General features: G+C 66.1%; 21 protein-coding genes. 12 read left to right on the top strand and 9 right to left on the bottom strand.

The window, feature by feature from the left end; genetic code table 11:
- Positions 1–195: 195 nt before the first annotated feature.
- Entirely contained in the window at positions 196–582 is a 387-nt protein-coding gene (locus AC5STB_RS20310; RefSeq protein ID WP_495444677.1) for a hypothetical protein, read from the top strand.
- Positions 583–614: 32 nt separating this feature from the next.
- Here AC5STB_RS20310 and AC5STB_RS20305 read toward each other — a convergent pair whose 3' ends face one another.
- Positions 615–1,664, bottom strand: a complete 1,050-nt coding sequence (locus tag AC5STB_RS20305) for a glycosyltransferase family 10 domain-containing protein (protein WP_495444676.1) — start codon at positions 1,662–1,664, stop codon at positions 615–617.
- A 275-nt stretch (positions 1,665–1,939) separates the two neighbouring features.
- On the opposite strand from AC5STB_RS20305, the gene AC5STB_RS20300 reads away from it, so the two are divergent.
- The 9 genes from AC5STB_RS20300 to AC5STB_RS20260 all read left to right on the top strand — a co-directional run bounded on the left by AC5STB_RS20300 (position 1,940) and on the right by AC5STB_RS20260 (position 12,123).
- Positions 1,940–2,911: a hypothetical protein gene (locus AC5STB_RS20300; protein ID WP_495444675.1), complete on the top strand. Its 972-nt coding sequence runs from the start codon at positions 1,940–1,942 to the stop codon at positions 2,909–2,911.
- The gene (locus tag AC5STB_RS20295) at positions 2,911–4,506 is read left to right on the top strand and encodes a hypothetical protein (RefSeq protein WP_495444674.1); all 1,596 of its coding nucleotides are present in this window, start codon (positions 2,911–2,913) and stop codon (positions 4,504–4,506) included. Before AC5STB_RS20300 ends, AC5STB_RS20295 begins: the two co-directional genes overlap by 1 nt.
- The gene (locus tag AC5STB_RS20290; protein WP_495444673.1) at positions 4,503–5,474 is read left to right on the top strand and encodes a sulfotransferase family protein; all 972 of its coding nucleotides are present in this window, start codon (positions 4,503–4,505) and stop codon (positions 5,472–5,474) included. The genes AC5STB_RS20295 and AC5STB_RS20290 overlap by 4 nt, the downstream gene beginning before the upstream one ends.
- A gap of 83 nt (positions 5,475–5,557) precedes the next feature.
- Complete coding sequence (gmd, locus tag AC5STB_RS20285) at positions 5,558–6,676, top strand: GDP-mannose 4,6-dehydratase (protein ID WP_495444672.1); 1,119 nt, start codon at positions 5,558–5,560, stop codon at positions 6,674–6,676.
- A gap of 4 nt (positions 6,677–6,680) precedes the next feature.
- On the top strand, positions 6,681–7,661 hold the full coding sequence (fcl, locus tag AC5STB_RS20280; RefSeq protein ID WP_495444671.1) for a GDP-L-fucose synthase: 981 nt from the start codon (positions 6,681–6,683) through the stop codon (positions 7,659–7,661).
- 17 nt (positions 7,662–7,678) lie between these two features.
- On the top strand, positions 7,679–8,686 hold the full coding sequence (locus AC5STB_RS20275; RefSeq protein ID WP_495444670.1) for a GSCFA domain-containing protein: 1,008 nt from the start codon (positions 7,679–7,681) through the stop codon (positions 8,684–8,686).
- 2 nt (positions 8,687–8,688) lie between these two features.
- Positions 8,689–9,633: a hypothetical protein gene (locus AC5STB_RS20270; protein WP_495444669.1), complete on the top strand. Its 945-nt coding sequence runs from the start codon at positions 8,689–8,691 to the stop codon at positions 9,631–9,633.
- 53 nt (positions 9,634–9,686) lie between these two features.
- Entirely contained in the window at positions 9,687–11,123 is a 1,437-nt protein-coding gene (locus AC5STB_RS20265) for a mannose-1-phosphate guanylyltransferase/mannose-6-phosphate isomerase (RefSeq protein WP_495444668.1), read from the top strand.
- 13 nt (positions 11,124–11,136) lie between these two features.
- Entirely contained in the window at positions 11,137–12,123 is a 987-nt protein-coding gene (locus tag AC5STB_RS20260; protein WP_495444667.1) for an ATP-grasp fold amidoligase family protein, read from the top strand.
- Between the two features lie 29 nt (positions 12,124–12,152).
- Here AC5STB_RS20260 and AC5STB_RS20255 read toward each other — a convergent pair whose 3' ends face one another.
- Positions 12,153–13,337, bottom strand: a complete 1,185-nt coding sequence (locus tag AC5STB_RS20255) for a DUF2793 domain-containing protein (protein ID WP_495444666.1) — start codon at positions 13,335–13,337, stop codon at positions 12,153–12,155.
- Positions 13,338–13,611: 274 nt separating this feature from the next.
- On the opposite strand from AC5STB_RS20255, the gene AC5STB_RS20250 reads away from it, so the two are divergent.
- On the top strand, positions 13,612–15,846 hold the full coding sequence (locus AC5STB_RS20250) for a calcium-binding protein (protein WP_495444665.1): 2,235 nt from the start codon (positions 13,612–13,614) through the stop codon (positions 15,844–15,846).
- 634 nt (positions 15,847–16,480) lie between these two features.
- On the opposite strand, the gene AC5STB_RS20245 is transcribed toward AC5STB_RS20250, so the two are convergent.
- The 7 genes from AC5STB_RS20245 to AC5STB_RS20215 all read right to left on the bottom strand — a co-directional run bounded on the left by AC5STB_RS20245 (position 16,481) and on the right by AC5STB_RS20215 (position 23,978).
- Positions 16,481–17,137: a PIG-L deacetylase family protein gene (locus AC5STB_RS20245; RefSeq protein ID WP_495444664.1), complete on the bottom strand. Its 657-nt coding sequence runs from the start codon at positions 17,135–17,137 to the stop codon at positions 16,481–16,483.
- Positions 17,138–17,139: 2 nt separating this feature from the next.
- Positions 17,140–17,919 (bottom strand): sugar phosphate nucleotidyltransferase, encoded by a 780-nt coding sequence (locus tag AC5STB_RS20240; RefSeq protein WP_495444663.1) that lies wholly within the window; start codon positions 17,917–17,919, stop codon positions 17,140–17,142.
- Positions 17,920–17,964: 45 nt separating this feature from the next.
- Positions 17,965–19,233: a methyltransferase domain-containing protein gene (locus tag AC5STB_RS20235; protein ID WP_495444662.1), complete on the bottom strand. Its 1,269-nt coding sequence runs from the start codon at positions 19,231–19,233 to the stop codon at positions 17,965–17,967.
- Between the two features lie 22 nt (positions 19,234–19,255).
- Positions 19,256–20,437, bottom strand: a complete 1,182-nt coding sequence (locus tag AC5STB_RS20230; protein WP_495444661.1) for a class I SAM-dependent methyltransferase — start codon at positions 20,435–20,437, stop codon at positions 19,256–19,258.
- A complete protein-coding gene (locus AC5STB_RS20225) occupies positions 20,434–21,663 on the bottom strand; it encodes a class I SAM-dependent methyltransferase (protein ID WP_495444660.1) in 1,230 nt (409 codons plus the stop codon). The genes AC5STB_RS20230 and AC5STB_RS20225 overlap by 4 nt, the downstream gene beginning before the upstream one ends.
- Positions 21,664–21,666: 3 nt before the next feature.
- Positions 21,667–22,713: an NAD-dependent epimerase/dehydratase family protein gene (locus tag AC5STB_RS20220; protein WP_495444659.1), complete on the bottom strand. Its 1,047-nt coding sequence runs from the start codon at positions 22,711–22,713 to the stop codon at positions 21,667–21,669.
- A gap of 326 nt (positions 22,714–23,039) precedes the next feature.
- Positions 23,040–23,978 (bottom strand): hypothetical protein, encoded by a 939-nt coding sequence (locus AC5STB_RS20215; RefSeq protein WP_495444658.1) that lies wholly within the window; start codon positions 23,976–23,978, stop codon positions 23,040–23,042.
- A 563-nt stretch (positions 23,979–24,541) separates the two neighbouring features.
- On the opposite strand from AC5STB_RS20215, the gene AC5STB_RS20210 reads away from it, so the two are divergent.
- A complete protein-coding gene (locus AC5STB_RS20210; RefSeq protein WP_495444657.1) occupies positions 24,542–26,965 on the top strand; it encodes a right-handed parallel beta-helix repeat-containing protein in 2,424 nt (807 codons plus the stop codon).
- The last annotated feature ends 9 nt before the right edge of the window (positions 26,966–26,974 follow it).

The raw sequence follows: 26,974 nt of genomic DNA, 5'->3' as shown, positions 1-26,974 counted from the left end.
TCTGAGGCCCGCATACGATACTGAAAGGATCTTTAAATGGCGCCCGCCGGTTCTGCTCCCCCGTTTCCCTCCCTTGCGTTTTTGCACGGCCAGATTGCGGAGCTGTCTGCGGCGCCCGCCAGGCAGGTGCGCGCAGGCCATGTGAACCTGGGGAAGGATATTTGGCTGTCCTGCGACCCTGGGGGACAGGCGGGCATGGCAGTGCGGCCGGACGGGGAAAGCGGCGGTTTCCTGCTTGAGGTGGAGAATGGCGGCAGCGGCCGCTGGTGCTGCCTGGGCATGCACCTGCCTGCCCGGGTCCTGCGGCAGGTGCGCTACGCCGGCCTTCTGGCGCGGCTGCACAGCGATTGCCTGGTCGCCTACATTCCGGTGCTGCGGTATTTCCGCAAAGCAGGCGGGCTGCAGGATGTGCGGGCCGCGGAGGCCGTCGTGATGGCCCCGGGCACGCGCGAAAAACTGTCCAGCATCCCGGTCGATGCCGGGCTGCTGGAGCAGGCGGACAGCTGCGAGCTGAACCTGTTCTTTGAAAGCAGCCGGTTCAGCGCGGCGGTGGCCCGGCTGGAGCCGCTGCTGATCCTGTAAGGGGGGAGCGGCGCCGGGCCGCGCGCAGCCGTTCAGCCGCCATCCAGAATCCCGGTGAGTTCCGCCAGCAGCGCAGTTTTCAGGCGCTGGCGCTCCTGCTGCCAGTGGCGCGGATTGCACAGCAGGGCGGCAAGGCGGTGCTGTGCCGCGGTATAAGCCGCGCAGGTTTCCCGAACCCATGCGCGGCTGTCCCACGGCAGCCCGTCGAGCCGGGCTGCGGCTTCGTCCGGGGTGAGCCCGTGGAGGTTCAGCCAGGAGCCTTCCGGCAGGCCGAACCCATGCATCCGGTGTCCCGGCGCTGCCCAGTAGGCGGGCAGGGCACCGCAGGCGAAAGCGTCAAAGATCTTTTCCGTGATGTAATCGGGGTGATGGGTGTTCTCAAACGCCGCCAGAGTCCGCTGGCGTCTGTCCAGAAGCGCCAGCTTGTCCAGGTGCCAGTCGCTGAGCTGGCGGCGGTCCGGGCTGGCCTTGTTCCAGCTGCGCCCGAAGTGTTCAATGGGGCCGGCCTGGCAGCGCTCTGCCACCTCAGTGCGCCAATGGCAAAGCCCGGCCAGCCCGGCCTCTGGCCAACTGACGGAGTGAAAGGATTCGGGGCGGCGTTCGAACATGAATGAGAGGCGGGTGGGGCGGCTGGTGAAGGCATCCTGCCAGTCCTGCGCCGACAATTCACAGTTGCGCTTGAGCCGTGCCGCATAGGCATTGGCAAAGCGATGGTTGGTCAGCAGGTAGTAGGGGATCTTTGCAAAGCGGAAGATGGAGGAGGTGCAATGGTTGAGCTGGTGGACCGGAAGCAGGCCGAAGCGGCTGTCGAGGGTGCGCTGCCGCGCCAGCGGCTGGCGGCCCCAGATGGTATCCCAGAAGGGTTCCTCGGAGAGCAGAACAACCGGGCGCCGCCGTTGCCGCCAGTCTTCAACCAGCTCGGGGCGCGCGTTCTCGATGTCCAGGGGATGGGCAAACACATAGATGTCCGCCTGATCCGGACGTTCGGCATGGTCGATCTCGCCGGAAAACAGGGGCGCGAGTGCGGAATAGCTGAGCGGTGTGCGTTGTGCATGCGCCCCTGTCCTGAAAACCCGTATCATCCGCCTGCTGTCCTGCCGTTTCCGTCCATTCGCGGCGGGGCTATAGCAGAGCAAGGCGGACACTGTCCCGCTCAAAAGCGCGATTGGGGGGGGCGCGGCTTGCCATTTGACAGTGGAGGCTCTTAAGAAAGCACGAGATGAAACGAGGGCAGGCACGGCAGAGTCGGCGAACCGGCAGCGGGTTCAGCCCTGGTTTGAGCGGGGCGGGCGCCGAGTGCATTGATTGAGGTGGTGTATTTATGACAGGTGAAGCAAATGGGCGAACTTTGCAATCAGTGATTGATTCGGTCCAGCGTGTGGTGCTGTGGAGCCCTGCAGGGGAGCTTCTGGCGGCTCCGGTGCAGGAGCTGCTGAATACCCGTTATGCGGTGGACGCCGCCGTGGATTTGCCGCAGCCGACTGCCGGGGAGGTGGTGCTGCTGATGTGCCGTTCTCCTGCTGAGCATCTGTGCCAGGCGCTGGTGCAGGATCAGAATCCTGGGCTGGCCCTGCAGGCGTGGCAGGCACAGGCGCAGGCGGTTCTGGCTCTGCAGCGGCGGAACCGGCGCCAGGTCTGCATTTTCGATGCCGGTCAGATCAGCCGGGCGCCGGAGGCGTTCCTGGCGTATTTCGGCCTCAGCGGCAGCGCTGCGGAGCTGGTCCGGCTGGCAGATCAGGACGCGCCTGATCCCGTCTTGCTGGCGCTGGCCGCAGAGCGGCTTCGCTCGGACCCCGGGCTGGCGGCCCTGGCCGGGGAGTTCGCAGCCTCCCGGGTGCCGCTTGCTGAGGCCGCTGCAGGGTCGGATGCGGCGCTGGAGGCCTATCTTGAACAGCAGGAGATGATGCTGGAGCTAAGCCTGCTGCAGGACCAGCAGCGCAGCATGTATGAGCAGGCAGAAGCGCTCTACTCCGCCAAACTGGCGGCCGAAAGGCAATTGGAGGAAGCGGAGCTGCAGGCTGAACAGCGGCTTCAGCAAATGCGCAACGGACTGGACAGCTATCAAAGCCAGGTGGAGGCCCTGCAGGCGGAGCGGGACAGGTTGCGCGCAGATACCGCCACAGCGCAAGAGCGGCTGCAGTCGAAACAGGCGGTGCTGGATGCGGCTAGCAGTACAATTGCCGAATTGGAGGCCGTTGCCGGGACCCGCGCCCGTGAGGTGCAGGAATTGAAAGAGCAGATCCGCCGTTTTGAGGCTTCGAAGTCTTTCCGGATCACAGCTCCTTTCAGGCGGTTGCGGCAGATTATGAGCCTGAAAGGGTATGCCTGATGGATTTCAAGCTGTCTGTGCCGGTCACCCATGTCTTGCATATTGGTGCAGGCTGCGGAGCCGAAGCCGAGGCCTATGCGGCGGCGGGGCTTAATCCCGTTGTTCTGGCGGATGCGGATCCGGCGGCGGCTAGGCAGCTGCAGGCGCTGGCGGGGCGGTTTTCAGCGGTCAGGAGCGTGCAGGCTGCGGTGACCGCTCGCAAGGATGCCCGGACGTTCTTCCGAACCAACTTTGCGGATTTGAACAGCCTGTCGCGCCCGGATGGATTGCGCGGATTGTTCCCGGGGTTGGAGGTTTTAGCCGAGGAGCCTGCCGAACCGGTGTGCCCGCTGCAACTGCTGGATGGGTTGAATTTGCCGGAAGGCGGCGCCGGCCTGTTGGTGCTGGAGACGCCTGGTGAAACAATGGGCATTCTCGCAGCGCTGGCGGAGGCTGGGCGGCTGGCGCAGTTTTCAGCGATCCGCATTCAGGAGGGGCTGGAGTCGCTCTATGAGGGGGCGCCGGGGATGGCAGCCATCCGCGCGCAGTTGCAAGCCCTCGGCTATGACACCTGGATGGACGCAGCTTCAACTGATCCTGACCGTCCACATGTACTGGCATGCCGGAGCCGTGCCGGGGGCGAAGCGGAGAAGCTGACGGCGTGGGTGGCGGAGCTGGAAGCAGAAAACCAGTGCCAGGCGCAGGAATTAGAAGAGGCGGCGTCCGCCCGCAGCGCAGCCGCGGTGGAAGCGAAGAAGCTGGCTGCGCGGATGGCGGAGCTGGAGGCGGAAAACCAGTGCCAGGCGCAGGAATTGGAAGAGGCGGCATCCGCCCGCAGCGCAGCCGCGGTGGAAGCGGAGAAGCTGGCTGCGCGGATGGCGGAGCTGGAGGCGGAAAACCGGCGCCAGGCGCAGGACCTGGACGAGGCCGCCTCTGCCCGCAGCTGTGCCGGGGGCGAAGCGGAGCGGCTGGCTGCGCGGGTGGTGGAGCTGGAAGCGGAAAACCAGTGCCAGGCGCAGGAATTGGAAGAGGCGGCGTCCGCCCGCAGCGCAGCCGCGGTGGAAGCAGAGAAGCTGGCTGCGCGGATGGCGGAGCTGGAGGCGGAAAACCGGCGCCAGGCGCAGGAATTGGAAGAGGCGGCGTCCGCCCGCAGCGCAGCCGCGGTGGAAGCAGAGAAGCTGGCTGCGCGGATGGCGGAGCTGGAGGCGGAAAACCGGCGCCAGGCGCAGGAATTGGAAGAGGCGGCATCCGCCCGCAGCGCAGCCGCGGTGGAAGCGGAGAAGCTGGCTGCACGGGTAGCGGAGCTGGAAGCGGAAACAGCGGCTAGTTCTGAGGCCCGGCAGGCCGCAGAGGACAAAGCGGCTGCAGCCGGGGGCGAAACCCGGCAGGCGCAGCAGTCCCTGGCAGTGGCGCTGCGGCTGCAAAGCCGCCGCGAAGCGGATCTGAAAGAATTGCAGAAGCGCTACAGCGCTCTCCTGCAGCGCCAGGAGGCGCAGGAGGATCTGCTGCGCCGCACCAGCGCCTGCCTGGGCTATCTGATGGATGACAGCGCGCCGGAAGAGGCCCGGCCGGTGCTGGCCGCTGCCGCCGCCCTCAGCAACGGCAGCGGCGCATGAGCCGTTTGGCCCCGCCGCAGCCCCTGACACCGGCCTCGAAACGGGCCCCGGCAACGGATCTGGAGCGGCAGCTGGCGCTGACCGCCGCCGCCGCCCAGCAGGATGCCGCCCTGGCTGGGCGGCTGCAGTCCTCGGCAGAGCTGCCGGAGCTGCTGGCAGAAGGGGAAGGGCTGGCGGGCAGGCCGCAGCCGCCGCTGCTGCGCACGGTGCATCATTTCGCCTGCACCGGCGGCACCCTGATCAGCCGCTGCATTGCCGCGATGCCCTGCACCCGGCTGCTGAGCGAGGTCGATCCGCTGAGCACGATGACCCACCGGCACGGCTTCCTGCCCGCCGATCTGATCGGCCTGGCCAAGCTGGGCTCCAGCCCGCCGGAGCAGGAGACGCTGCTGCGCATCTTCCTGGCCGGGCTGGCGGCGCTGGCGGCGGACACCCGCGCCGAAGGCCGCGACCTGATCCTGCGCGATCATGCCCACAGCCATTTCTGCTGCGGCAGCGCCATCCCGGAACGGCCGTCGCTGCGCCAGATCCTGGAGCAGGGCGGCTACCGGCTGCAGAGCCTGGTCACCGTGCGCCATCCGCTGGATTCCTATCTCAGCCTGCTGCAGCGGGACTGGGTGCATTGGCAGCCTGCCACGCTGGAGGAATACGCCTGCCGCTATCTGGCTTTCCTGGATCACTACGCCGGGGCGGAGCTGCTGCGCTACGAGGATTTCGTGGCCGAGCCGCCGGTGCGCATGCAGCAGATCTGCGATATCCTCGGGCTGGCCTTCAACCCGGACTTCCAGGATGATTTCGCCGCCATAGCGCTGTCCGGCGACAGCGGCCGCCGCGGCGAAGTGATCGAACCCCGGCCGCGGCGGCCGGTGCCGAAAGAGCTGGTGCAGGAGGCCGGAGCCTCTTCCGCCTATGCCAGCTTGTGCACCCGCCTGGGCTATGACCCGGAACCGGGCCGGGAATCCGCCTGAACGGGAAACCTGCTCTTCTCTTCCCGGCGCATCTGCCCTAATCACAGGGCTAGCGTTTGAGGCAGACAGTACAGGGTTTTGCAATGAAAAAAGCACTCATCACCGGCATCACCGGCCAGGACGGTTCCTACCTGGCGGAATTCCTTCTGGAGAAGGGGTATGAGGTGCATGGCATCAAGCGCCGTGCCTCGCTGTTCAACACCGAGCGGGTGGACCACATCTATCAGGACCCGCATGTGGACAATGCCCGCTTCAAGCTGCATTACGGCGATCTGACCGACAGCTCGAACCTGACCCGCATCCTGCAGGAGGTGCAGCCCGACGAGGTCTATAACCTGGGTGCGCAGAGCCATGTGGCGGTCTCCTTCGAGAGCCCGGAATACACCGCCGACGTGGATGCCATGGGCACACTGCGCCTCCTGGAGGCGATCCGCTTCCTCGGCCTGGAGAAGAAGACCCGCTTCTACCAGGCCTCGACCTCGGAGCTTTACGGCCTGGTGCAGGAAACCCCGCAGCGCGAGACCACGCCGTTCTACCCGCGCTCGCCTTATGCGGTGGCCAAGCTCTACAGCTACTGGATCACAGTCAACTACCGCGAGGCCTACGGCATGTATGCCTGCAACGGCATCCTGTTCAACCACGAGAGCCCGCGCCGCGGCGAAACCTTTGTGACCCGCAAGATCACCCGCGGCCTGGCAAATATCGCGCAAGGGCTGGAGCCGTGCCTCTATATGGGCAACATCGACGCGCTGCGCGACTGGGGCCATGCCAAGGACTATGTGCGGATGCAGTGGATGATGCTGCAGCAGGAGGCGGCCGAGGATTTCGTGATCGCCACCGGCAAGCAGTATTCGGTGCGCCAGTTCATCGCCTGGTCCGCCGCCGAGCTGGGCATCCACCTGGAGTTCTCCGGCACGGGCGTTGACGAGACCGCCACCGTGGCCATGGTCGAGGGCGATAAGGCGCCGGCGCTGAAGGCAGGCGATGTGATCATGCGCATCGACCCGCGCTATTTCCGCCCGGCAGAGGTGGAGACGCTGCTGGGCGATCCCGCAAAAGCCAAGCAGAAACTGGGCTGGGAGCCGGAGATCACCACCCAGGAGATGTGCGCCGAAATGGTCGCCGAGGACCTGAAAACCGCCCGCCGCCATGCGCTGCTGAAGGAGCACGGCTACGATCTGCCGGTCAGCGTGGAGGGCTGAGGCGATGGCGGCAAAGATCTACATTGCAGGCCACCGCGGCATGGTCGGCGGCGCCATCCTGCGCCGCCTGGAGGCACGCAAGGCGGCAGGCGAAGACCTGGAGCTGATCACCCGCACCAGCGCCGAACTGGACCTGACCGATCAGGCCGCAGTGCGGGCGTTCTTCCAGGCGGAGAAACCCGATCAGGTGATCCTGGCGGCGGCCAAGGTGGGCGGCATCGTTGCCAACAATTCCTACCCGGCTGAGTTCATCTATAAAAACCTGATGATCGAATGCAATGTGATCCACGCCGCCTTCGAGGCGGGCGTGCAAAAGCTCTTGCAGCTTGGCTCCTCCTGCATCTACCCGAAGATGGCGCCGCAGCCGATGGCGGAGGATGCGCTGCTCACAGGCGTGCTGGAACCCACCAACGAGCCCTATGCGATTGCCAAGATTGCGGGCATCAAGCTGTGCGAAAGCTACAACCGGCAGTACGGCGTGGATTACCGCTCGGTGATGCCGACCAACCTCTATGGGCCGGGCGACAATTTCCACCCCGAGAACTCCCACGTGCTGCCGGCGCTGATCCGCCGCTTCCACGAGGCGGCGCAATCGGGCGCCGGGAGCGTCACCATCTGGGGCTCGGGCACGCCGCGGCGCGAGTTCCTGCATGTGGACGACATGGCCGAAGCCTCGCTGTTTGTGATGGATCTGGATACGGAAACCTACCAGCGCGAAACGCAAGCGATGCTCAGCCACATCAACGTCGGCTGCGGCGCGGATGTGTCGATCCTGGAGCTGGCGCAGCTGGTGGCGCGGGTGACCGGCTTCAAGGGGGAGATCCTGACCGATCCCTCCAAGCCCGACGGCACGCCGCGCAAGCTGATGGACGTGTCGCGGCTCAAGCGGCTGGGCTGGCAGGCTTCGATCAGCCTCGAGGACGGGGTGCGCGGCACCTACGGCTGGTTCCTGGGGCAGACGGTCTCTGAACTGCGCAGCGCATAAACAAAAAGGAGTTTCAGATGCAACGGTACTTTTCCAAGGATGCGCTCCGCATTGCGTTTAAGAATAAATTCAAGCGGTGGGTGCCAGTCGTCGAAGCGGAAAAAACAGATGCGAATACCGCCATGGCGCGCTTCAAGACCGGCAGTTACATGCCGGTTCATGTGGATCCCAAGTTTTTCATTCCTGAAACTGCTTCAGTTTTCACCATCGGCTCCTGCTTCGCACGGAATGTCGAAAATACCCTGGCCGCCAGCGGCGTAGATGTCATCACCACCCGTTTCGATTTCGATCGGGAATTGCTGATGAGCAGTGTCGGGGCTTTGAACAACAGGCCGAATCCGAGGTCTTTGCTCAACAAATACAGCACCCAGGCTATCTACAGCGAACTGGAGCGGGTGCTGGAAGGCACCAATCCTCCGGACCATGGTTTCTTGGAGGTCGAAGATGGCAAATGGGTCGATCCTCAGCTTGCTGCGATCCTCAAGCCCTTGCCGTTTGACGTGCTTTCCGCACTGCGGGATAAGGTTGAGCAATTGGTTCTGCAAGTGCGCGACGCCGATGTTGTTTTTATTACGCTTGGGTTGAGCGAAACTTGGTTTGACACCGTGTCGGGGCTGTTCTTGAATTCCAGCCCGCCGCCCCGCCTGATGAAATCAGCGGGCGAACGCTTCGAGTTCATCAACAGCAGCTATGACGATTGCTATACTGCGATCGCCAAGGGGATTGAGCTGATTCGGAAGTACAGCCGCAAGGATGTATCCTTTGTGTTGACTGTGTCGCCTGTGCCGATGTCTACTACTTGGAGCAGCGTTGACGTTATTACTGCCAATACCTATTCCAAATCCCTGCTGCGGGTGGTCGCGCAAAGCCTGGCGGGTAAACATGAGTACATTGATTATTTTCCCAGCTATGAGATGGTGACGAATTCGCCTCGCAATCTGGCCTGGGGCAGTGATGAGCTGCATGTGGCGCCGGACATGGTAAATTTTGCGGTTTCCCGTTTTATGGCCAGTTACGTGAAGTGAAGATGCAACAGGTTTTGGTTCTGGGCTTCAGTGTGACCGCTGAGAACCCCGGGTACATCGAAAAGGTTCAGGGAATCCTGCAAGATAATGCAGGTGTAGCTTTGCGCAAAATCGGTCTCGGCGGGATGCAGCCTTTCCATTTGCGCCATCTCCTTGAAGAAATCGTAGAAGATTTTGCCCCGGATCATGTTGTTGCGGAATTCGCGACACCGGGCTTCCGGCAATTCTCGCGTTTGCCTGCGGATCACAACGAAACGGTGAATAGCTTGCTGCATCTCTGTGCGGCACGTGGAATTGCACTGTCCTTCCTCGATCTGCCTCGTGCGGACGTGAATGCGGAAACGGATTGGGTTTATGAGATGCATGCTCAGGCATGCCGCATGGCCGGCCTGACTTACCGTAAGGCCCCCGAGAAAGAGGGGCTGCTGCGTGACGTGGTCCACCCGACGCCGGAGGGAGTGGATGCCTATGCCGGAAGCCTCTTGGAGTTGCTGGAGCAAGAGCCTGCGGTGCCTGTCCGGAATGGCGGCCAGACAGCTGCGACAGGCGGCTATGGTGCCATTAATATCGGTCGTGCCCTGTGCGGCGGGGCGGGCTTGAGGACCTTTTCCCGAGGGGGGTATGAGGTGAGCTGCTTTCCCTTGCCTGCAGGCGAGGCGGTGACGCTGGAACTGGAGGCCCCGGTCCGCATCTGCGGCATGAATTATCTCATGGGTCCCTGCACAGGCACGGTCCGCCTGTCGAATGGCGCCGCGGAACGGTTTGTAAAATGTTATGATCAGTTCTGCTATTACGAGCGTCTTGGCTCGCAAACCTTCGAACCCGTGACCTGGGATCGTATCACATTCGAACAATTGCCTGAATTGCCCGAAGTTCCTTTGCTGAAAGGAGAAGCAGACAGCTCAGAGCGTTTCGGTCATGTGGTGCATCTGCTTACGTTGCCCTGAAGCATATCCGGTAGTATTTTCTTCCTCTTGTTCCCAGCGAAAGTTCCTCTGGCATGATTACCCCCATCCTCCTCTGCGGCGGCTCCGGCACCAGGCTGTGGCCGCTGTCGCGCAAAAGCTACCCCAAGCAGTTTGTGCCGCTCACTGGCGAAGAGACGCTGTTTCAGGCCTCGGCGCAACGGCTGTCCGGGGACGGCTTTGCGGCGCCGCTGGTGCTGACCAATTCCGATTTCCGCTTCATCGTGACCGAGCAGCTGGCCGGCGCGGGCATCGATCCCGGCGCCATCCTGATCGAGCCCGCGGGCCGCAATACCGCGCCGGCGGTGCTGGCGGCGGCGCTGTGGCTGGAACAGAGCGATCCGGACGGCCTGATGCTGGTGGCGCCGTCGGACCATGTGGTGCCCGATGCCGCCGCCTTCCGCGCCGCGGCGGCCGCGGGCGAGGCGGCGGCGCGCGCGGGCCGGCTCGTCACCTTCGGCATCAAGCCGGACCGGGCGGAGACCGGCTACGGCTATCTGGAGCTTGACGGTGATCCCGGCGCCTTCGAGCCCAAGCCCATCGGGCTCAAGCGGTTTGTCGAAAAGCCGGATCAGAAGGCGGCGGAGAAGATGCTGGCCTCCGGCCGGTTCCTGTGGAATGCGGGCATCTTCCTGTTTTCGGTGCAGGCCATCCTGGCCGCCTTCCGCCAGCACGCGCCGGATCTGCTGGCGCCGGTGCAGGCGGCGGTGGATCAGGGCCAGTGCGACCTCGGCTTCCTGCGGCTTGATCCGGAGGCCTGGGCGGGGGCCGCGGACATTTCCATCGACTATGCGGTGATGGAGAAGGCGGACAACCTGGCCGTTGTGCCCTTTGCCGGCGGCTGGTCGGATCTCGGCGGCTGGGACGCGGTCTGGCGCGAGGGCGCGCGGGATGAAACCGGCGTTGCGGCCTCCGGCCCTGCCACCGCGATTGATTGCGAAGACAGCCTGCTGCGTTCGGAGGATGATAACCTCGAGCTGGTCGGCATCGGCCTCAGGAACGTGATTGCGGTGGCGATGCCGGACGCGGTGCTGGTGGCGGATGCCTCCCGCGCCCAGGACGTCAAGCAGGCGGTGGCGGCGCTGAAGGCGAAGGCGGCGAAACAGGCCACCGAGTTTCCCAAGGACCACCGCCCCTGGGGCTGGTTTGAAAGCCTGGCGGTGGGCGACCGCTTTCAGGTGAAGCGGATCCATGTGCATCCCGGCGCGGCGCTGTCGCTGCAGAGCCATCACCACCGCTCAGAGCATTGGATCGTGGTCGAGGGCACCGCCCGGGTGACGGTAAACGACGAGGTGAAACTGGTGACCGAGAACCAGTCGGTCTACATCCCGCTGGGCGCGGTGCACCGGATGGAGAACCCGGGCAAGGTGCCGATGGTGCTGGTCGAGGTGCAGACCGGCAGCTATCTGGGCGAGGACGACATCATCCGTTACGAAGATGTCTATGCCCGCGGCCAGGGCGCCAAGGGTTAGGGCTGTGCTGCTGATGGACGGGCAAGGGGCTGCACTGCAGGAGGGCTGGGCGCCTTGCCCGGCCTTGCCCGGCCGGGCAAGGCCGCTGCTGCGCGCGGGGCGGCGGGCGCTGCAGGACGGGGCCAGGGCCGAAGGGCTGGCGCTGATCGGGGCGGCCTGCGCGCTGGATGCGTCGCTTGCCTGCCGTCCCTGGGGGCTGCTGCCGCATCTGCAGACCGAAGGCCGGGACGGCCTCCGGCAGCGGATGCGGGCACGGCTGCAGTCCTGGTACGGGAGCCCCCGCAGCCAGGTGCATGCGCATACCGCGGCGCTCAGCCGCAAGACGGCGATGCGGACCTATATCGAAGACCTGGGCCTGCCGCTGCCGCGGCTGTACCAGGCGGCCTCCGGGCTGGAAGCGCTGGATTGGGCGGCGCTGCCGGAGCGGGTGGTCATCAAGCCGCAGAATGCGTCCTCCTGCAGGGGGGTGATCGTGGCAGCGGCAGGCTGGGACCATATCGGGCGGGCCGCCTGCGGCGGCGATCTGCCGGGCTATGCCCAAGCGCTTTACGGCCGCAGTTTTAAAACCCCGGTGCCGGTCATGGCCGAAGAGCTGCTGACGGATGTGCAGGCGGCAGAAGACCCGGCGCTGGTGATCCCGCGCGATTTCAAGGTGTTTGCCGCGGGCGGCCATGCCGGCTTTGTTTGCGTGCATGACCGCAACGCCCCGGACGGAAAGCGCAGCCTGGCCACGGTGGACCGCGAGGGGCGCCGCCTGCCGCATGCGGAAAAAGGCTGGCCCGAGGCGGCGGCGTTCACGGTGCCGTCCGGCTATGGTGCGCTGATTGCCATGGCCGAGCATCTGTCGCGGCGGCTGCCCTGGCTGCTGCGGCTGGATTTCTACCTGACCACGCAGGGGCCGGTGTTCGGCGAGCTGACCACCTATCCCAATGCCGGGGGAAAGTTCACCGGTTTTGCCCGCCGCACGCTGCTGCAGATGTGGGAGCTCTGGCCCGACTGACCTGCCGCGGGCGCAGGCCGGGCCCGGCGTTAGCGGACCAGCCACTCTTCCACCTCCGGCGCGGCCTGCCGCATCCGGATCCAGCCCGGCGCCGCCGGCTGGCCGCGGCGCAGGCGCAGCTTGCCCACCAGCCCCACCAGCGCCCATTCCGGGCGCTCTGCCCGCGGCACATAGGCCCGGGCCGGATCATAGGCGGGATTTGCCAGCGGGTGCCCTTCCGCATCGCGCAGCAGCGCGCCGTAGGCGTCGCGCTGCCAGCGCCCTTTCCATCCGCCCATGTCGCCGTCGCCGATCACTGCCGGGCTGGCGCTGATCACGCCGGCGGGCGTCTCGCCGGGCTTTGCGGGGCGGATCTTGGCTCCCGCCAGCACCACCGAGATCCCGCGGCGGTCCTCCGCCCCGGGGTTGCCGTCTGCCCATTCGAACCATTCGGCGTAATCGGCGCCGCCGCCGGTCCAGGCGCCGGTGCAGCTGCCGTTGCCATCGGCGCCAAGCCGGAAATCCGGGCTGCCGCTGCCGGCCAGCAGGTAGTCGGCGCTGCCGCCGGCAATCTCCAGATGCGCCGCCGGGCTGGCGGTGCCGAGGCCGGCATAGCCGCTGGCTGCGGCCACCGTCAGCGCCGTGTGCCAGCTGCTGCCGTCGCCGGAGACCTTGACCGAAAGGTCGTCGTTGCCTGCGAGTCCGATTTCGGCGCGGCCGCTCCAATTGGTCTGCAGCAGCAGCGCGGCGGTGCCGGCGGCGGCGGCCTTGTTGATCTTCAGCTGATGGCCGCTGCCTGCATGGGTCAGCAGTGTCGCTGGCCCTGCCACCGACAGCGGATTGGCGGCATCCGCGGCGGTTCCCACCCCGACGCGGGCGAGGTTCTGGGTTCCGGCGGGCGGCAGGATCCAGGCGCTGCCGTCCCAGATCCTCAGCTCGCCCTCAGCCGCGCCCCAGGCGCGCCAGCCGGGCCGCGGCGCCAGGAACAGCCAGCCTTCGCCCTGCCAGACCGCGATCTGCTGCCCATGGCCGGCCCAGGCGCCGCCAGGGCTGGCTGCCAGCACATGGGTTTCGCCCAGGCCCGGGCTGGCGGGGGGCGTGACAGCCTCGAAGCCTTCGGCACTGAGCTGCACCAGCGCATCCAGCATCTGCAGCGCCTCATTGTGGGTCACATGTTTCTGCGCCTGGGACGGCATCAGATAGGGCAGGGAGAGGGTCGGCGAGGCCTGGGTCATGGCTGGGCTCCTGTTGCGGGGCGGATGGGGATCTTGCGCGCCAGAGTGCCAGAGCCGCGTCAAGGCGGCGCTAACGGGGCGTACGCTGCTTGCGCAACACCCTCTCGGCGCGGACGCGCGGGCTGCGCCTGTTCCGCCCCCGTTCCCGCCCTGTTCGCGCAATTGTCGTCAATCTGTAAACAATGTCCCTGATTTTGCCCGTTTTGCTTCCCGTTTTGCGCCGCGCCCGCCCGCCAGTTTCGGCCCCGGGTTTGGAGACGCAAGGGAGCGGGTCATGGCATTGGCATTCAGCGGACGGTTCGGCGCAGGGGATTTGATTTTCGGCAGCGATCTGCGCGATCTGGAGATCGCGGTGCAGGACGGCCAGGCCATGCTGTACGCGATCACCGGGATGAACGGCGGCATCAGCTGCTGGCGGCTGGATGGCGGCAGCCGGCTGCCGCAGCTGCAGGAGCAGGCGCTGCACGGGCAGGCCTCCCTGCGCACCGGCAGTTTCCAGCTGGCAGAGACGGGCGGCGGCCTGCGGCTGGTGCAGGCGGGCACCGCTGACGGCGCCTTCACCTCCTGGGGGCTGCAGGCGGACGGCAGCCTGGGCCGCCAGGCCAGCACGGCGCTGACGGCGGCGGAGCCGGGCGGGTTCGGTGCGGTGGCGGTGCTGCAGCTGGGGGATGGCAAGAGCGCGTTCTATGGCGTCTCCCAGGGCAGCGGCCAGCTGCAGGGCTGGCGGCTGGATGCGGCGGGTGCGGCAGAAGCGGCAGCGGGCCGCGCGGGCGGCGATGCGGCCTATGCGCTGGAGGGTGCGGCGCTGCTGGCCGCGGTGCAGGGGCCGGGCGGGCCGGTGCTGCTGGCGGCGGATGCGCAGGGGCTGCGGAGCTACCGCGCGGCGGCAGACGGCGATCTGTCGCCGGCCGGGGAACTGGGGCTGGAGCAGGGGCTGGCGGTTTCAGCCATCACTGCGCTGGAAACCGTTGAGGCGGGCGGGCGGACCTGGGTGCTGGCGGGCGCGGCGGGCAGCAGCTCGATCAGCGTGATGGAGCTGGACGCAGGCGGCGGCCTGCGCTTTGCCGGCCAGGTGAATGACACCCAGGAGACCCGGTTCGGCGGCCTGGCGGCGCTGGAAGTGGTGGAGGCGGATGGCCATGTGCTGGTGGTTGCGGCTGGCAATGACGGCGGGCTCAGCCTGTTCCGCCTGGCGCCGGACGGGCAGCTGATCCACATCCGGGCGCTGGAGCAGGCGCCCGGGACGGGGCTGCAGAATGTGACCGCGCTGGAAGCGGCGGCGGTGGACGGCCAGCTGCAGGTGTTTGCCGCCTCCGGGGCGGAGGGCGGCGTCAGCCGGTTCAGCCTGCCGCTGGCGGAACTGGGCGTGGTGCAGACCGCTGAGCCCGGCGCCGGGCAACTGGCGGGCAGCGGCGGGGATGACCTGCTGATGGGCGGGCAGGGCAGCGCGGATCTTTTCGGGCTGGGCGGCGATGACGTGCTGGTGGCGGGGGCTGGCGGCGGGCGGCTGACGGGCGGTGCCGGGAACGACATCTTTGTGATCACTCCGGACCCGGCGGCGGTGACGGTGGCGGATTTCACCCCCGGTGCCGACCTGCTGGACCTGTCGGCGTTTGACCGTCTCTACAGCCCGGCGCAGCTGGCGGCTGAGGAGACCGCCCGCGGGATTGTGCTGCAGGCCGGGGAGACCCGGATCACCGTGAACAGCGCCGAGGGCACGCCCTTGACGCTGGAAGATGTGTTCGGCCCGGCGCTGCGCTTTGCCGCGCCGGACCGGCAGGACCTGGGGGTGAGCCTGCCGGGCGGCAGTTTCTGGGGCGGCAGCGGCGGCGACCGCTTGTCGGGCAGCAGCGGTGCCGACGCGCTTTACGGGCTGGGCGGCAGCGACCGGTTGCTGGGCGGCGGCGGGCGGGACACGCTCAGCGGCGGCGGCGGCGATGACCTGCTGGAGGGCCAGGGCGGGCGCGACCGGCTGGCGGGCGGCAGCGGCAGCGATGAGCTGGCGGGCGGCGGCGGCGGCGACTGGCTGCGGGGCCAGGGCGGCCGTGACACCCTGCTGGGCGGCGGCGGCGGCGACCGCCTGTGGGGCGGCACGGCGGCGGATCAGCTGCGCGGCCAGGCCGGGGCGGACAGGCTGCTGGGCGGCGGCGGAGCCGACCGGCTGTGGGGCGGTGGAGGCGCAGACAATCTGCTGGGGCAGGGCGGGCGCGACCGGATTTGGGGCGGCGGCGGCGATGACCGGCTGAATGGCGGCCGCGGCGATGACCGGCTGGCGGGCGGCGCGGGCGCCGATGAATTTGTCTTTGCCGCCAGCCACGGCCGCGACACCATCGCGGATTTCACCCCGGGCAGCGATTTGATCAACCTGGGCGGCACTGCCGCGGCCGGGGTCCAGGACCTGGAAATCAGCGGCCACGACGGCGGCACGCTGATCCTTACCGGGTCGGGGCAGGTCTTCCTGCAGGACCTGCTGCCGGAGCAGCTGGCGGCGGATGATTTCCTGTTCTGAGCCGCAGGCGTCCCGCCACCTGGCCGGCGGGTTTTGCCGAATGCGGTCCCGGACCATGGTTCCACAGGGCAATTCGCGGGCCGGGACCATAGATCCGCAGTCCAAGGTGGCTGATGCAAGAGAGGCGCAGCGCCAGCAGGCAGATTGCTTTTGATTGAAATACCGTCCCGGAAGAAACAAGCGCAGACCTGTTTGCCTTCTGGCCGGCACTGCAGGCTTGCAGCTTTGGCTGCAGCCAACGGGCCGGGGTGGAGCAGCTGCGCAATGACGTAGTGGAGCTGCGCCAGCAACTGCGTGAGTTTGCCCGGGGCGGCTGGCGTTGGCCGAATAGGAATTCAGCGGCCGCTGCAACCGCGTCCCGGCGCCTCACCGGATATACCGCATCCGCATGTGCACCAGGATACTCCAGGTCGCCATTGTGCGGTTCTGGCTGCGTTTTCACCGTTCGCGTTCCTGGAAATCTTCGCTCAGTTGTAAAGTCGAGGCCTGTAGATTTTGAAAGTTATTTACATAATCAGGATTACCCGGTTTTGCCTGCCGCCGTGTTTCATCCGGGAGGCAGCCACAGGCGCGCGCTCGGCCGGCCGGCGAGAGAGCTTTCCTGCCGGAAACAGCAGCCCGAAGCCTGCCGCGGCTAGGCCTGCGGCGGGCCGCCGATGCTGATCTTGCGGGCATAGAACCCTTCCGCCAGATGCTCCGGTGCGTTGCATTCCAGCCCGCGCAGCCGCATCAGCCCCCGGAATGTCAGGTCGTCGAACCAGTGTTTGTCCGCCTGGGACGCAAAACAGGATGTCAGGACCGCGATCTTGCGGTCGGTGTCGGCGGCGGAGGCGGGCACGAAGACATTCGGGGAGCCGAGGCCGCCATCCCATTTGGGGATCTCGTATTCCAGGATGGTGTGATTGCGGAAGGTGTTCCATGTCGCCTGCGACACGGCCCGGTGGTCCTGGTGCAGGTCGTCGCCGTAATGGGTCAGGATCAGGTCCGGATCAAGCGGCTTCAGCGCCTCGAAATAGCTCTTGAGACTGCTCATCTGCGCCGGGAAATGGCCGTCCCGGAATTCGCCGAGGCGGATGTCGGACCCGCCCGCCCCCTGCAGGAACCGGCGGGCGCTGTCCGCGGCTTCGCCGCCGCGCACCCCCGCGGCCGAACACACCACCCAGACCACCCGGGCCGCCGGGTTTTCGCGCACCAGCCGGAGCAGGGTTGCACCGGCGCCGATCTCAATGTCGTCGCTGTGCGCGCCGAGGCAGAGGATGGTCCGGAGGCTGCCGAAACGGAGGCCCTGCATGGCTAGTCCGTTCTCCAGACCCGCCAGGGGGTATCCCCGGCTGCGACCCGGTCGTCGAGCGCCTGCTTTTCCTTGAAGGTGTCCATGCAGGTCCAGAACCCCTGGTGCTGGTGGGCAAAGAGCCGCTGTTCCCGCACCAGGCGGTCGAAGCCTTCGATGACCAGCTCTTCGCCTTCGTGCAGCTTGTCGAAGATTTCCGGGCGCAGCACGAAATAGCCGCCGTTCATCCACATGCCGGACTCCTTCACATCCGAAATGCGCGAGATCAGCCCCTCGTTGCCGAAGGACACCAGGTGGAACGAATAGGGCGGCTTCACGCAGCAGAAGCCGGCCACGGCGCTGGTGCCGGAGAATTCGGAGATCATGGCGTTCAGGTCCATGTCCGTCAGCGTGTCGGCGTAATTGGCAAGGAACATCTCCTCGCCCTCCAGATGCTCGCGCACTTTCAGAAGGCGGCCGCCGATATTGGTGCTTTGGCCGGTGTCCACGAAGGTGATGCGCCAGTCGCTGATATCATTGCCCAGCACCTGGATCTTGGCGCCGCCCTGCTCGAGAATGAAATCATTGGTGAGGCATTCGTCGTAGTCGAGGAAGAACCGCTTGATCGTCTCGCCCTTGTAGCCGAGGCAGAGGATGAATTCCGTATGCCCGAAAGCGGCGTAGTAGCGCATGATGTGCCACAGGATCGGGCGTCCGCCCACCGGCACCAGCGGTTTCGGGATCTGGTCGGAATAGTCGCGGAGCCGGGTCCCCTGGCCGCCGCAAAACAAGACTACCTTCATCTGCCGTCCTCCGTTTTTTGTCTTCCCCTGCGCGGTCCCTCCGGATCAGGCGCGTTTGGGGAGGCGTGCGTTCAGCGTCTCGACCTCCGGCACGAAGCGGACGATTTCGGCGCCCCATTCCGCGGTGTAGGAGAGCTGCTGCGAGATCTCGCCGAAAAAATTCCAGGGCAGGACGGCAATGACGTCCGGCCGTGTTTCCGCGATCTTTTCCGGCGCGAAGACCGGGATCCGCGAGCCGGGCAGGAAGCGGCCCTGCTTGTAGGGGTTGCGATCGACGGTATAGGCGATCAGGTCGGTCTTGATGCCGCAGTAATTCAGGAAGGTGTTGCCCTTTCCGGGAGCGCCGTAGGCAACCACCTGCTTGCCGGCCCGGTTTGCCTCAATGAGGAAGGCAAGCGCCGCGCGTTTGGTTTCGCGCACCTGTTCGGCAAAGGCGGCATAGGTTTCGATCCGGCCGAGCCCGGCCGCGGTTTCGCGCTCCTCGAAGGCGCGGAGCCGGGCGGTGGCCGGCCTGCCGCTGTCTTCGCTGCGGCAGCCGAAAACCCGCAGCGAGCCGCCGTGCGTCGGCAGTTCCTCAACGTCGAACAGCGTGATCCCGTGATGGGCAAAGATGCGTTTGGCCGCGGTCAGCGAGAAATAGCAGTAATGCTCATGGTAGACCTGATCGAACTGGTTGCCTTCCATGGTCGCCAGCAGATGCGGGAACTCGATGGTCATCACCGCGCCGGGGCGCATCATGATCTTCAGCCCGGCCACGAAATCATTCAGGTCCGGCACCTGCGCCATGACATTCTTGCCGAGGATCAGATCGGCGCCGCGCCCTGCGTCCGCCAGCCGCCGCGCGGTGTCCGTTCCGAAAAACGCGACCTCGGTCGGCACCCCCTTCCCGATGGCGGTCTGCGCGACATTGGCGGCGGGTTCGATGCCGTAGCAGGGCAGGCCCATTTCCACGAAATGCTGCAGCAGGTATCCGTCGTTGCTGCCGACCTCGACCACCTGGCTTTGGGCGTCCAGCCCGAACCGCGCCTGCATGTCGTGGCAGTACTGGCGGGCATGGGCGACCCAGCTGTCGGCAAAGGACGAGAAATAGGCATATTCCGAGAAGATATGCTCGGCCGGAACAAACTCGTCCACCTGGGCCAGAAAGCAGCTGTGGCAGACAAAGGCATGCAGCGGGTAGAACGGCTCCATCTTGGCGTAATCCGCGGCTGCGACGTAGCTTTCGCACAGCGGCGACATGCCGAGATCAACAAGCGAGTGGCGGACCTGTGTTCCGCAAAAACGGCAGGGAAATGAACCAATTGGAGCACTCATAAAATCACCATTCCATACAAAATCACGCGTCAAAGAGTACAGGCCCCATACCCATCCGCGCAAGCGATTGTTCCACTTCGGACCTGTAGACCGGGTTCATCAGCACCACCGTGTCGGGCGGATCTGCCGCCAGATCTTCGGGCGAGACGATCCGCTGCCCGGTGCCGGCCAGGAATTTCCCGCGCTTGAACGGGTTGATGTCGATCACCTGCCGGATCACGCTGCTGTCCGGCAGCATGTTGAGAAAGCCGACGGCCTTGGCGCCGCCGCCCCAGATGGCCACGGAGCGCCCCTCCTGCTGCCAGAGCTGCAGGCGCTGCTGCCAGGTCTCGCGCTTTTGCTGCTGGCCCTGCGCGAAGCTGCGGACCTGCGCCCGCAGCTGTGCCAGGCTTTCCCCGGTGCCGGGGCCGCTGCCGGCACCGGCCGGGTTGGCGCGGGCCTCGATTGACAGGAACTGCCGCTGGTAAGGCTCGCTGGTCCGCAGCACGTCGAACCCGGCTTCGGTGAAGGCGCGGGTCAGCGAGGCCGGGGCGAAATAGGAGCAATGCTCGTAGATGATGTCCCAGACCGACCCCTGCCGCACGATCAGGTCGATATTCGGCACCTCGAAGTAGATGGCGGTGCGGGAGGGATCCGGGATCGAGCGGTGGATCATCCTGAGAAAGGCGATCGGGTCGGGAATATGCTCGAACACGAAGCGCGAGGTCAGAAGGTCGGCCTGCAGCTTTGCGTGTTCTTCCGAATAATAGCTGTTGCTCCAGACAACCCGCTCAAAGCCCGGGGCACTGGGCCGCTCGCCTTCGAAGGACGGATCGAAACCGTAGCCCCGGTTCGGGCCGGCCGCGCAGAGCATGGCCAGGAAATCGCCCTTGCCGCAGCCGATGTCGACAATGGTCTTGCCCTGCAGCGCATAGGTTCCGGCCAGCCGGGCGACCAGCGTTTCGCTGTAGGCCTGGAAGGTCGGCGAGAAATGCAGGGAATTGTCGTAGCGCTGGTCATAGTCGAGGAGGCCGGGGTCGAAGCGGGTGTTCCAGACGAAGCCGCACTCCGGGCAGAAGGCCAGGGAGATGTCCCCCTTGCGGCAGGCCCGCGCCGCGCCGGCCTCCTCCCACAGCAGGCCGATGAGCACCGGCTGGCTGCCCAGTTCAAAGAAGATGTCTGCGGTTTCTGCGGCGCAGACCGGGCACGGCGGGACGCTGTTCATGCGGGCACCCTTTCGGACGGGCCGTCATTGGCGGTGCAGACCTCGGGGGAGAGGCCGCGCTGCGCCAGGGCGGCGGTGATTTCCTCGCGGTAGACCGGGTTCATGACAATCACCACGCCGGGCGCAAACCCGGGCAGATCATCGGGGCTGACGATCGGCATCGGGCAGCCGGGCATATAGGCGCCGTGCCGGGCCGGGTTGATGTCGGCCACGCAGACAACGCTTCCGGGCAGCCCGATGGTGGTCAGGAAGCCGACGGCCTTGGAGCCGGAGCCCCAGAGGGCAACCCGCTTGCCTGCCTGCTGCCAGGCGGTGAACCGCGCCTTCCAGGCGGCGATCCGGCGGGTGGCCGCGGCGGTGAACTGCGCAATCAGCGCCGCCGTCTCCGCAGCGTCATCCGCCTCCGGCGGCAGCGGGTCCGGGACGGCCCCGGCCGGGGCCGCCTCAAGCACCAGATACTGGTCCTGATAAACGCGGCGCACCCGCAGCACATTAAAGCCGGCCAGGGCAAAGGCCCGGGACAGGGAGCCGGCGGTGAAATAGGAGGCGTGCTCGTAGTAGATATCCCAGAACGCGCCCTCTGCCAGGATCCGCCGCAGGTCCGGCACTTCGAAGCCCAGCCGCACCGCGCGGCTTTTGCAGGCGCGGCGCACCAGGCGCAGGAAGCCCGCGACATCGCCGGCATGTTCCAGCGTGTGGCGGCAGACAATGAAATCCGCATCGGCCGGAACGTGCCTGCTGGTGAAATACTCTGGGCGGATGCGGATGTTCTCCGCAGTTTCCGGCGCCCGGCCCGGGCGGAAGGCCGGATCGAAGCCGGTCCCGCGGGCGTCCGCGGCGGCACAGATGAGGCGCAGGAAATCGCCGCCGCCGCAGCCGATCTCAAGAATGCGGCGGCCGCTCAGATCATAGCGCCCGGCCCAGTCCTGCGCCAGGCGCCCGGCAAAGCCGGCAAAGGTCTGCGAATGGCTCTGCGAATCCTCGTAGCCGTCGCCGTAGGCGACGAGGCCCGGATCAAATTCCGCATTGAAGGCGAGGCCGCAGGCCGGGCACCAGTGCAGCGCCATATTGCCGGAGGGAAACGCGCTTGCGGCCTCCGCGCCGGGCAGCAGCACGGTGCTCTGGGCCGGAATGTTGTCTGCCCGGTACAGCGCGGCGGTCCGGTCCGCCTCCCCGCAGGACGGGCAGCGGGTGCCTGCATCCCTGTTCTGGCCGGCGGTTTCCATCGCTCAGTGCGCCTGCGGCCGGGGGCCGTTCCAGCGGAGGTCCTTGTCCAGGGCCGCGCGCTCAAGGTGATCCTTCAGTGTCTTCAGCCGGATGAAGCGGCTGCCTTCGAAATCTTCCATCCTGAGACCGCTCCGGCGGTAGGAGGCCAGCAGCTCCTCGATGCCGGCGGGCACGGTCCAGACCGGCTCGAACCCGGGCAGCCCGGTCTCGGCCCGCGAAAAGTCGACGCGGTAGCATCTGGTATCGGGGCCGCCGCCGGGCTCGTAAACGATCCGGCTGTCCGGCACGATCCGCGCCACATGTTCGGCGACATCCCGGACCTGGTAATTCTCCGATGACCGGCCAATGTTGAAGGCGGTGTCATGAACGGCGCCGGCCGGCGCCTCCAGCGCTGCGAGCACCGCCCGGCAGATATCCTCGACATGGACCAGGGGGCGCCAGGGCGTGCCGTCGCTCTTGATCAGCACTTCGCCGCTCAGATGCGCGTAGCCGACCAGGCTGTTGACCATCAGGTCCGCGCGCAGCTTGGGCGAGGCGCCATAGGCCGTTGCATTGCGCAGATAGACCGGCGAGAACCCGGGGGCCGCGAGCTGCGACAGGACCGCCTCGCTGCGGACCTTGGATTCGCCATAAGGCGTCACCGGGTTGAATTCGGCATGTTCATCCAGCACGTCATCGGGGCTGGCCGCCCCGTAGATCGAGCAGGAGGAGGCAAACACGAACCGCGGCACCCCCGCCGCCTTGGCCGCCTGCCCCAGAACCGCCGTGGCATCGGCGTTGATGTCATAGGTGCAGGCCGGGTTGATATCCCCCATCGGGTCGTTGGACAGGCCCGCGAGATGCACGACCCCGTCGGCGCCGTCGAAATCGGCGGCCGTGACCGAGCGGATATCCTTGCGGATGATCCGGTCCGGGCGCGGCACATCCGACAGTGCGCAGTCTTCGAAGTAGAAGGTGTCGAGGCCGGTTACCTGGTGCCCGCGTTCCTTGAGAAAACCAACCAGAACGGCCCCGATATAGCCATCGTGGCCTGTCACAAAAACTCTCACGCTAAAATTCCCTAATCCCCGTTTCCTTGCCAGACAGCCGCAGTCTTCGCCCTTTGGGGCCGCGCGCGCCGGCCCCCGCCGGAACAGCCGCCTGCCGCCCATGCAGCCCCGCCGCGCATCAGTCTCGTTAAAGGGATCGCGCGGCCAGGAGTGCCTTATAAAACTCTACTTAGCCTTGCCGCATCGCAGGTAAAGAAATTCCCTGCTTTTCGGCAGCACTGTCGGCCAGGGGTCCGGCGGACAGGGTCAGCCCGGGGGCGGCCGGGCGCCAAGCCCCTGAAATGCTGATGTTTTGGCACCAGCGCTGCGCCGGTGCCAGGCCGGCCTTAGATTTTTATCCACGCGGACACCGTCAGCGCCAGCCGCTCGAACAGGCCGGACCCGGGGCCGGGGGCGGCGGATTTCCGGAGCCGGATGCCCTGGCTGCGCGCATCGTGTTTGGTGATCCGGACATTGCCGGTGAAGGCGTGGGCGTTTGAGGTGTCAATCACGTTGCCGCCGCTGATCCCGAAACTGACGGCGGTGCCCAGCCAGGCCCCGATCCGGCGCTCCACCGCCTGCGGCGCATCGCAGAAATCATCGTAGCTGACCTCCAGGTACTCCTCCTCCCGCATCCTGCGGGTCAGCCGCCTGATGGCGAACCGGTGATAGAGAAGCCAAAGCACATAGACCGGTGCCGCCAGGGAGGAATACCGCGGGTTGCGCCTCCGGGCCCGTTTGAGGCGCGACGCCAGCAGGCCGGGCGCCCGGCGTTTGAGCACAATCACCCGGATCTCGAGGTCCGAGTAGAGCCGGAGCGCTTCGAGCCGCCGCAGGTTCTTGGAGGCATCGACAACGGCACGGGCCCCGAAGGCCTGCGGCAGGGACCGGATGAAGGTCGCTGTGCGCCCGGCGTAGTCCCGGAGGTCGCTTTCCGGGAAAACCGCGTGCAGCGGAACCCCGAGAGTGATCAGCAGGCGCTTGCGGGCCGGCAGGTCCCGGCTGTCCAGGAACCGCAGCCCGGACTGGTTTTCAAGCTGCAGCGACGGGGGCGCGGAATCCGTTCCGGCCCCGGTCAGCCGCTTCGCCTTGCTCCAGAACGGGCAGTCCGCAAGCGTCTTGCGGCAGAAGCACTGCCGGTCGTCGTGCCAGTCGTTTTCGAGAAAGTTGGCCTCTCCGAGGTTCAGGAAACCGGGGCTGTTTCCCAGGGCCATGGAAAAAACCGTTGAGCCGGAATAGGGAAAGGACGCGATATAGATCAGCACCGGCCCCGTCTGTTTTTTCATTGTTCCAATTGCCCGCTCGTGCTGTTTGGAGAAAGACCGTGAACGTGAAATGCCGTGCCGCCAGGCACGCGCCCGCATTCATTCTCCCATAAGTTTCATGAGGCAGGCCTCTTTCGTCAATCCGTTTTATTGCGGCCTGGCTGCAGCCGGGGCGCAGGGACCGGGGCCTGGCCCTCCGGCATCTCAGCCCGGCCAAGCCGCCCCGCCGGCGGCCATGGGCGAACAGAGCCTGATACGGGCCGGCAGAGCCGGATGCGGCCTGGGTCTGACCCGGGGGCATCCGCGGAAATACACCAGCCGGACAGGCCGGACCGGCGGTTTCACGCCTGATCAGGGCCTGTGCCGGGATTGGAGTTGTCCCAGAGGGCGCTTTCGAACAGTCATGGCCCCGCTATCGAGCAGGCACATTCAAAGTTTCCCGGGGGCAATCGGACCCGCGGTGCCAAGCTGCGCATGTGACCCCGCTGCGCAAAACAAGAGGGATCAGGCAAAGCCCGCTTTCCCTGCCAATGACTGAACACTCGCAAAACGGCTCTGAACGGCCGTCCGCGAAAGGAAGATCTATGACTGTTTACTATTCCTCCGACCTGGGCTGGGCAGCCGGTCAGAATGTTACGAGCCAGCTTGCGGAGCTGGTCAGCAAGGTTCTGAAGCCTGGCGACACTTTGGTGCTCGACCGGATGCACGACCTGAACGCCGGTATGGAGATCCAGCTGCCTGACAATGTCACCCTGGCAGCAGAAAACGGCGGCGGCTTTGACCTGCAGAACACCAATGCCTCCAACCGCAGCTCGATCCTGATGGGCAATGGCGGCACGCTCAACAACATCACCATCACCGCCAGCGGCGCCCCGGACACCGATTTTGAGGGCCTCAACCCGCAGCTGGGCACCGATTTCCACCGCGGCCGGGCGATCGGCATCCACGACGCTGATGATGTCACGGTGATCAACAGCAGCTTTGCGGGCAATATCGACCAGTTCCTGAATGTCCACGACAGCGACAACCTGGTTGTCGAGAACACCCATTTCACCGGCGCGCGGACCCAGCTGCTGATGGGCGGCGACGTGGCGGACGCGCTGATCTACCGCAGCCATTTCGAAGAGGCGGTCGGCGACGGGATCAAGACGATCGACGGCCGCAACACCGGCACCCGGGTGATCGAGAGCCTGTTTGAGAACAACACCCGGGACGGGATCGACACCACCGGCGGCTTTAAGGACGCGGTGGTCAAGGACTCTGTTTTCTACCGCAATTTCAGCGCGCTGGACATCAAGTCCCCGATCCATGATTCCGGCGACATGACCCGCCCGCATGTGAACAGCAACATCCTGATCGACGGCGTCCATATCTCCGGCTCCAACAGCGGGATCGTGACCACCTTCACGGATTACACCGGCAAGGTCACCGCCGCGAACGCCGACAGCTATATCCCGCACGACATCACGGTGACCAACTCCACCTTCGAGAATGTCGGCCGGGCGTTCCTGATCAAGGACGGCTACAACATCACCTGGTCGGACCTGGTGTTCCGCAATGTGGACAGCGAAGCGCGGATCATGAACAGCGACGCGCCCAACGGCTGGCACCGGCTGAGCGACGGCAGCCAGAACATCGGCGGCGACTACTCGACCGCGCCGGTGCAGAACCGCTCCGCCGACGCGCTGTGGGGCTTTGAAGCAGGTGCCAGCGGCACACTGGGCAGCGGAGAGCCTGCGCCCAAGCCGACCCCCGAACCGGCGCCTGAGCCGGCCCCCGAACCGGCACCTGAGCCGGCTCCCGAACCGGCGCCGGAGCCGGGCCCCGCGCCGGAAACCGGCACTGGCGGGACCGGAAACACCCTGTTCCAAGTCCAGGGGGACACGGAATTCCGCGGCAGCAACGCCTCTGTGATCGAGGTTGCGCCCACGAACAGCCTGAAGGCGGATGCCGCCACCATTTCGTTCACCTTCAACGCGGATGACCTGAAAGGGACCCAGGGGCTCGTGTCCAAGGATGCCTCCGGCTATGAGGCCGGCAGCGGGCATTTCACGGCCTATCTCGACGGCAGCAGGCTGAAGGTCCGGTTCCAGGCGGATTCCGGCGACGAGACATTTGTGGTCAGCAATATCGGCGCAAACACCAGCTACGAGGTCACGGCGGCCTTTGGCGGCGGCAAGGTTGCGCTCTGGCTCGATGGCGCGCTGGTTGGCGAGGCCGCCTCGGACATGACCTGGACAGGCAACGGCGAGTATCTGCAGATCGGTGCCAACGGCTGGGCCAGCGGCGCCGGCAAGGCGGGTTTCAGCAACGCCTTCGACGGCACCATCTCGGACTTTGCAATAACCGAAGGCTTTGCCACCACGCCCTCCGAAGGCGGCCAGACCGAACCGGCGCCCGAACCCGAACCGGCGCCTGCACCGGAACCCGCGCCCGAACCGGCACCGGAACCGGCGCCTGAGCCTGACAATGCCGGGGTGCTGTTCGAACTGGCCGGGGCCACCGAGTTTGACGGCAGCAAAGGCTCTGTGGTCGAGGTTGCGCCAACGGAGAGCCTGATGACCGACAGCGCCCTCCTCTCGTTCACCTTCAACGCGGACAGCGTCAGCGGCCGCCAGGGTCTTGTCTCGAAGGATGCCGCCGGGTCGGACGCGGACAGCGGCCACTTCACCAGCTACATCGATAACGGCAAGCTCAAGATCCGGTTCCAGCAGGACGACGAGGACATGGTCTTTGTGGTGAACAACATCCAGGCCGGCCAGGACTATGATGTCGCCGCCGGCTTCAGCGGCGGGCAGGTCGGTGTCTGGGTCAATGACGAGCTGGCCGGCCAAGCCGACTTCGGCATGGATTGGTCCGGCAATGCCGAATACCTGCAGATCGGCGCCAACGGCTGGGCCAGCGGCACCGGCAAGGCGGGATACCGGGACGTCTTCGACGGCACCATCTCCGACGTTCTGATCACGGATCCGGACCTGGTGTCCAATCAGGCCGGCGACCTGTTCTGATCCGGTGCA

This window comes from Leisingera sp. CC-HEC093 (genome assembly GCF_059429195.1).
Note: the sequence above shows the minus strand (reverse complement) of the source record. Positions and strands in the feature narration are given on the sequence as shown.

Coding starts and splice junctions, on each gene's coding strand:
- AC5STB_RS20275 (WP_495444670.1), top strand. CDS start 7,679: ATGCAACGGTACTTTTCCAAGGATGCGCTCCGCATTGCGTTTAAGAAT.
- AC5STB_RS20210 (WP_495444657.1), top strand. CDS start 24,542: ATGACTGTTTACTATTCCTCCGACCTGGGCTGGGCAGCCGGTCAGAAT.
- AC5STB_RS20260 (WP_495444667.1), top strand. CDS start 11,137: ATGGACGGGCAAGGGGCTGCACTGCAGGAGGGCTGGGCGCCTTGCCCG.
- gmd (WP_495444672.1), top strand. CDS start 5,558: ATGAAAAAAGCACTCATCACCGGCATCACCGGCCAGGACGGTTCCTAC.
- AC5STB_RS20310 (WP_495444677.1), top strand. CDS start 196: ATGGCAGTGCGGCCGGACGGGGAAAGCGGCGGTTTCCTGCTTGAGGTG.
- AC5STB_RS20225 (WP_495444660.1), bottom strand. CDS start 21,663: ATGGAAACCGCCGGCCAGAACAGGGATGCAGGCACCCGCTGCCCGTCC.
- AC5STB_RS20265 (WP_495444668.1), top strand. CDS start 9,687: ATGATTACCCCCATCCTCCTCTGCGGCGGCTCCGGCACCAGGCTGTGG.
- AC5STB_RS20255 (WP_495444666.1), bottom strand. CDS start 13,337: ATGACCCAGGCCTCGCCGACCCTCTCCCTGCCCTATCTGATGCCGTCC.
- AC5STB_RS20215 (WP_495444658.1), bottom strand. CDS start 23,978: ATGAAAAAACAGACGGGGCCGGTGCTGATCTATATCGCGTCCTTTCCC.
- AC5STB_RS20305 (WP_495444676.1), bottom strand. CDS start 1,664: ATGATACGGGTTTTCAGGACAGGGGCGCATGCACAACGCACACCGCTC.
- AC5STB_RS20290 (WP_495444673.1), top strand. CDS start 4,503: ATGAGCCGTTTGGCCCCGCCGCAGCCCCTGACACCGGCCTCGAAACGG.
- AC5STB_RS20240 (WP_495444663.1), bottom strand. CDS start 17,919: ATGAAGGTAGTCTTGTTTTGCGGCGGCCAGGGGACCCGGCTCCGCGAC.
- AC5STB_RS20250 (WP_495444665.1), top strand. CDS start 13,612: ATGGCATTGGCATTCAGCGGACGGTTCGGCGCAGGGGATTTGATTTTC.
- AC5STB_RS20245 (WP_495444664.1), bottom strand. CDS start 17,137: ATGCAGGGCCTCCGTTTCGGCAGCCTCCGGACCATCCTCTGCCTCGGC.
- fcl (WP_495444671.1), top strand. CDS start 6,681: ATGGCGGCAAAGATCTACATTGCAGGCCACCGCGGCATGGTCGGCGGC.
- AC5STB_RS20270 (WP_495444669.1), top strand. CDS start 8,689: ATGCAACAGGTTTTGGTTCTGGGCTTCAGTGTGACCGCTGAGAACCCC.
- AC5STB_RS20230 (WP_495444661.1), bottom strand. CDS start 20,437: ATGAACAGCGTCCCGCCGTGCCCGGTCTGCGCCGCAGAAACCGCAGAC.
- AC5STB_RS20295 (WP_495444674.1), top strand. CDS start 2,911: ATGGATTTCAAGCTGTCTGTGCCGGTCACCCATGTCTTGCATATTGGT.
- AC5STB_RS20235 (WP_495444662.1), bottom strand. CDS start 19,233: ATGAGTGCTCCAATTGGTTCATTTCCCTGCCGTTTTTGCGGAACACAG.